The organism is Actinoallomurus acaciae, from assembly GCF_042429965.1.
GTDB lineage: Bacteria > Actinomycetota > Actinomycetes > Streptosporangiales > Streptosporangiaceae > Actinoallomurus > Actinoallomurus acaciae.
Map to the genome: position 1 here is coordinate 324 of NZ_JBHLZP010000503.1, position 5,745 is coordinate 6,068.

Genomic DNA, 5,745 nt, shown 5'->3' on the forward strand with positions numbered 1-5,745 from the left:
GTCTCGCACGCCAAGCCGAAGGACGGGTCGGGCAGGCAGCCGTTCCTGCGCCGCCGGCACGACACCCTCGTGGAGGTCGCGGGCCTGGCCGCGTGCGAGGCCGTGGCGACCGGCGTGCTCGTCCTGTGGCCGAGCCCGCACCCGAGCGGAACGTCCAACGTGGACGGGACCAGCCTGCTGGTCCACCAGGGACAGACGGGGAGCCACTCGGCCCGGCCGTCCGCACCGAGTCGGCCGGGCGCACCGGACGCGGCGACCTCCAAGCCGGGCACCTCGGCCTCGCCGGAGCCGACGACGTCCTCGTCCGCGCCCGCGACGACCTCCAGGCCCGGCAGCTCCGACCCGGCCACACCGCCGAAGGACGGCGGCTCGGGTACCGCCCATCCGACGCCTCCGGCGTCGGGCTCACCGACGCCGGACCCCACGCCGACGCCCAGCGACTCCCCCACCGACCGCGGCGACTCTCCCACCCCGGACCCCAGCGGCTCCTGACGGGGGCCGCCGCTCCTGGGGAACCGAAGCACGTTCTGGCGCATCAGAGACATCTGTTGCTTTCGTGCTCGATTTCCCCTGGAGTAGCGCATATGAAGATGTGGATCACAGGCGGCGCCGTCGCCGCCGTCGCGGCGACGGCGGTCGGGACGATGGTCAGCGGGCACTCGTCCCCGGCCTCCGCCCCGCCTCAGGCCGCCGCCGTGACCCCGGCGAAGGTCGCCGACGCGTCGGCGACCTCGCTCTCGTCCTACAAGCTGTCGCTCAAGGGTCAGTACCAGCAGACGACGTACTACTGCGTGCCCGCCTCGGAGTCGATGAGCCTGTCGACCTTCGGCATCAAGGTCGGCCAGGCCACCCTGGCGAAGAAGATGGGGACGACGTCGTCGAAGGGCACGAGCGGCGCCAACGCCGTCTCCGTCGTCAACGGTTACGTCAGGTCGAAGGGCTACAAGCTCACCATCGAAAAGGACGTGGCCGGCAATCCCACGGTCTTGATGAACAGGGCCTCCTACGACATCGGCGTCCTGCACCGCGCCCCGACCATCGGCGTCTGGATGGAGAAGCTGCCCTGGAACAAGGGCAAGGTGAAGGGAACCAAGATCGGGCACGCCATGGTCGTGTACGGCTACGACAAGGCGAAGGGCACGGTCACCGTCTTCGATCCGTGGAAGGCCACGGGCGGCACCCACACCATCTCCGCCAAGAGCCTGGCGGGCATGCTGCAGGCGAGCGGAGGCATGCACTACATCACCCGTTCGCTCCTGTGATCCGCCGCCCGGTCCCGTCGGCGTCGGCCGCTCCCGAGAGTGAACGTACGATCCGGCGATGACTTCGCGGCGAGGAGGCCGGGTGTCGGCTGGGGGCGAGGTGGTGGCGCGCCCGCTTCGGACCGACCGGAACTTCGCGGTCTTCTGGTTCGTGCAGGCGTTGTCCGAGGTGGGCAACGCGTTCGCGCTGGTCGCCGTGCCGCTGCTGGTGCTGCAGGCGACCGGGTCGGTGGCCCGGATGGGCCTGCTGACCGCGACCGCGGGAGTGGCGTCGGTGCTCACGGGGCTGTTCGCCGGCACGTTGGTGGACCGGCTCGACCGACGGCGGCTGATGGTGCTGTGCGATGTGGCGCGGGCCGTGCTGTACGGGCTGATACCGGTGTGCTGGGCGGCCGGCCCTCAGGAGTGGCTGCTGTACGTGGCGATGGGGCTGGCCGCCGTCTTCGAGATGGTCTTCCAGGTGGCCTACGTCGCGGCCATCCCGAACCTGGTGGACAAGGGACGGATCAGCGCGGCGAACGGCATGCTGCAGACGACGAACGCCATCGCTTATGTGCTCGGGCCGATGCTGGCGGGCCTGGTCGCCGGCCTGTTCGGCATCACGGCGGCGCTCTCGATCAATGCGGCGAGCTTCGCCGTCTCGGCGGCGGGCCTGGCGCTGATCAGGTTCCGCCCGCGTGAGGAGCCGGGCGAACCGGCGATCGCGGCCCGGTGGTTCGACCTGCGGGAGGGATTCCTAGCCGGGGCGGGGTTCCTGTGGCGGACGCCGGTGCTGCGGGCCCTGACCATCCTGCTCACGGTGTTCCTGTTCCTGAGTCTCGGGATGACCGACGTCTTCATCTACCACGTACGCCACGATCTGGGGCAGAACGATCGGGTGGTCGGCTACGTCATGGGGGCGGCGGGCGTCGGCACGATCGCGGGCGCGGCCCTGATGTCGCCGTTGCGGAGGCGGTGGGGGTTCGGCCCGTGCTGGCTCGGGTCGGTCGGGCTGTGCGCGATCGTCGTGGCCGTCGCGGGGTCTTCGGAGAACGTCGTGGTCGTCGGCGGAACGGTACTGGCGTACTCGGCGGGCGTGGCCCTGGCGGGCCTGTGCTCGATGAGCCTGCGGCAGGAGGTGACACCCGACCATCTGCTGGGCCGCGTCACCTCGGCGTTCTGGACCGTGCACAATACGCTCGGCCCGATCGGCGCCGTGGTGCTCACCGCACTGGCGAAGGGCATCGGCGTACCGGACACGCTACTGGCGACGGGCACGGCGTTCCTCTGCATCGCCGGCGTCGGCCTGTTCACCCCCGTCCGCCACCGCCGCCCGGAGGCACTGCACGCCTAGATCAGGTCAGACGGGACGCCGCGCCCGGCGGTTCGTGATCGAGACGGCCGGCGCGGCGGAGGGGCGACGCGCCGGCCGTCGTCGGTCAGACGGTCCGCAGTGCCTCGGTCGGTGACAGCCGGGCGGCGCGGAGGGCGGGCAGCAGGCCCGCGAGCGCGCCGATCGCGATGGCCGAGCCGATTCCGCCCACCCACGCCTCGGCCGGGATGACGACCGCCCACTGCTTGGTGCCCGCGTAGACGGCCGTCGCCGCCACGCCGGACGCGACGCCGACGGCGCCGCCGAGCAGCGCGAGCATGATCGCCTCGGACAGGAACTGGCCGCGGATCTGCCCCCGCGTCGCCCCGAGGGCGCGGCGGAGCCCGATCTCCGAACGGCGTTCGAGCACCGAGATGATCATTATGTTCGCCACCCCGACCGCGCCGACGATCAGTGCGACGGCGCCGAGGCCCAGGAACAGGCTGTTGAACGCCCCGCTCGCCGCCGCGCGGGCGGTGAGCGCGTCGGACGGCTGGCTGACGTCGACCTCGTTCGGCGCCTCGGGGTTCGCGGTCTGCCCGAGTACGGCCTGCACACCGGCGACATGGTCGGTCTGGGCCCGTACGTAGATCGTGCTGGGCGGCCCGGCGGCCGGCTTGCCGTGGGAGATGCTCACGTAACCGAGGTAGCGCTGGGCGGCCGGATACCCGACCAGGACGCTGGTGTCGATGTCGGGCGTGAGCACCGCCGGGTTCAGGATGCCGCCGACGTAGAACCACTGGCCGTCGAGCCAGACGCGCTCGCCCGGGTAGACCCGGTCGATGCCCATCCGCTGCGCGGCGACCGCGCCGAGCACCGCGACCGGCTGGGTGGCGGTCGCGGAGTTCAGCCAGCGGCCCTGGGCGACCGAGGTGGCGAGCACGGACGGCAGGTTCAGGCTCGCCGCCCTGACCTTCAGCGCGTTCGTCGTGATCGGCGGGATGAGCGGGCTGCGGTACACCTTGGCGTCCTCGACGGTGCCCACGTGGGCCACCTGCTCGACCTCCGGCAGGTGCGAGATCCTCGACGGCGCCTCGAGCGGCAGTTGTGCCGTCTGACCGGTGAAGGACTGCCCGCTGCCCGCGGTCAGCAGGTTCGTGCCGAGTCGGTCGATCTCCGACAGCAGCCCTGCCTGGGACGAGGAGGACAGCCCCAGGACCGCGACGATCGCCGCCACGCCGATGGCGATGCCGAGCGCCGACAGCGCCGCCCGCAGGGGCCGGGCGCGCAGCCCGGTGCTCGCCACACGTGCCTGGTCCCCGAGACTCAGCCGGACCGGGACCAGCGCCGCCACGGCCCTCACGGCCCCTCCTCCGACACCGGCACGCGCACGCGTACGAGGTCGACGGCGCTGTCGGAGACGATCCGCCCGTCGAGCACGTGCACCTGGCGTGGCAGCCGGGCGGCCAGGCCGCCGTCGTGCGTGATGATGACGATCGTGGCGCCCTCGGCGTTGAGCTCGTGCAGGAGTTCGAGGATCGACGCGCCCGTGGTGCTGTCGAGGTTGCCGGTCGGCTCGTCGGCGAGCACGATCGCCGGCCGGCCGACCAGCGCGCGGGCGATCGCCACCCGCTGACGCTGGCCGCCGGACATCTTGGCCGGGCGGAACGTCGCGCGGTGCGTGAGCCCGACCCGGGCGAGCGCCTCGGCGGCCCGCTCCCTCCGCTCGCGGACCGGCACACCGGCGTACAGCAGGCCGCCCGCGACGTTGTCCAGCGCCGAGGTGTGCTCGTCGAGGAAGAACTGCTGGAAGACGAACCCGATGCTGCGGGCCCGCAGCGCCGCCAGCCGCCGGTCGTCCAGACCCGCGACGTCGACGCCGTCGATCCGCACCGTGCCGTTGGTAGGGCGATCGAGGGTGCCCATGACGTGCAGGAGCGTCGTCTTGCCCGAGCCGGAGGGCCCGACGATCGCCACCAGCTCGCCCTCCCGTACGGTGAGGTCGACTCCGCGCAGCGCGGCCACCGGCGGCTGCTCGCCGTAGGTCTTGGTGACCGCCTCCAGCTCCAGCACCGGCACGGCGTCGTCACGTGTGGATTCGGCGCTCATGTGGAGGGCACCACCACTCGGTCGCCCGCCGACAGGCTCCCCGACACCTGCACCAGCCCGTCGGCGTTGTCGAACAGGCCGAGCGTGACCGGCACCGTCTGGTGCACACCCCGGGCGTCCACCCGCTCGACCGCGTAGCCGCCCCCGGCCTGCCCGATCAGCGCGGTGACCGGGACGATCAGCGCCTGTTTCACGCCCTCGGTGGTGATCTGCACCTGGACCGGGGCCTGGTCCAGGTCGCCCGCGACCTTGGGGTGCGCGAGCGTGATGTAGACCGGGATGGTGGTGTCCGAGGAGCCTTGATCGTCGGAGGAGGACGACTTCGCGACCGTGCCGATGCGGCTCACCCGCCCCGTGGTGACGGTGTTGTCCGGCAGGGTGATCTGCGCCTTGTCGCCTGCCTTGATGCCGCCCTGCTGGGAGGCGTCCAGGTTCACGGTCACCTGCCGGTCGGACGAGGTCGCCTCCGCGACCGGCGCGCCGGGTGCCGCCCGGCCGCCGAGCGTGGCCGTCGCCCTGGTGACCCGCAGCGGGCCGGGCAGGAACACCGCGTCGCCGAGGCGGAGTTCCCCGGTCTCGTCGGCGCCGATGTCGTCCTGCAGCTTCTGGAGCGCGTTCGCGGTGGCCGAACCGAAGTAGCGGGAGCCGGGATCGAGCTCCGACTTTTTCGCGTACCCGAGCTTGACCAGGTTGGCGTTCAGCTCCCGTACGTCCCGGCCGCTGTCCCCGGCGGACAGGTTCCGGTACGCGGGTCGCGTGCCGCACAGGAGCACGATCGGGGTGTCCCCCACCCAGTAGAGGATCCGGCCGCACTTGATCTCGTCGCCCGCGCTCGGCACCCAGGTGTAGATCCCCTGGACATGGTTGACCACGGAGTACGGGGTCCCGTCGTCCCGCGCGGCGTACGAGAGCGTGCCGCTCTGGTTCACCTGGGCGGACAACGGGCCCTGCCGTACGGCGGCCAGCGAGCCGCCGGCACCGGTCGGCGCGGACGGCCGGTCGCCGCCGAAAGGGTCGGCCACGACGACGATCGCTCCCGCCGCGCACAGCACCACGACGGCGGCGGCGGCCGACCGTCTCCCC

General features: G+C 72.2%; 5 protein-coding genes and 1 pseudogene. 3 read left to right on the forward strand and 3 right to left on the reverse strand.

The features are described 5' to 3' along the window. From ACFFNX_RS40060 to ACFFNX_RS40070, 3 genes and pseudogenes are all read left to right on the forward strand, one after another. Nucleotides 1–492 (forward strand): annotated as a pseudogene (locus ACFFNX_RS40060) (hypothetical protein); the annotation flags it as partial. A 98-nt stretch (nucleotides 493–590) separates the two neighbouring features. Next, nucleotides 591–1,262, forward strand: coding sequence for a C39 family peptidase (locus ACFFNX_RS40065; RefSeq protein ID WP_378211387.1), 672 nt, complete (start codon nucleotides 591–593; stop codon nucleotides 1,260–1,262). A 58-nt stretch (nucleotides 1,263–1,320) separates the two neighbouring features. Further along, complete coding sequence (locus tag ACFFNX_RS40070; protein WP_378211388.1) at nucleotides 1,321–2,595, forward strand: MFS transporter; 1,275 nt, start codon at nucleotides 1,321–1,323, stop codon at nucleotides 2,593–2,595. Between the two features lie 85 nt (nucleotides 2,596–2,680). On the opposite strand, the gene ACFFNX_RS40075 is transcribed toward ACFFNX_RS40070, so the two are convergent. The 3 genes from ACFFNX_RS40075 to ACFFNX_RS40085 all read right to left on the reverse strand — a co-directional run. After that, nucleotides 2,681–3,916 (reverse strand): ABC transporter permease, encoded by a 1,236-nt coding sequence (locus ACFFNX_RS40075; protein ID WP_378211389.1) that lies wholly within the window; start codon nucleotides 3,914–3,916, stop codon nucleotides 2,681–2,683. Continuing rightward, the gene (locus ACFFNX_RS40080) at nucleotides 3,913–4,662 is read right to left on the reverse strand and encodes an ABC transporter ATP-binding protein (RefSeq protein WP_378211390.1); all 750 of its coding nucleotides are present in this window, start codon (nucleotides 4,660–4,662) and stop codon (nucleotides 3,913–3,915) included. Before ACFFNX_RS40080 ends, ACFFNX_RS40075 begins: the two co-directional genes overlap by 4 nt. Then, nucleotides 4,659–5,745, reverse strand: a 1,087-nt coding sequence (locus tag ACFFNX_RS40085) for a hypothetical protein (RefSeq protein WP_378211392.1), incomplete at its 5' end; no start/stop codon positions are given. The genes ACFFNX_RS40080 and ACFFNX_RS40085, both read right to left, overlap by 4 nt.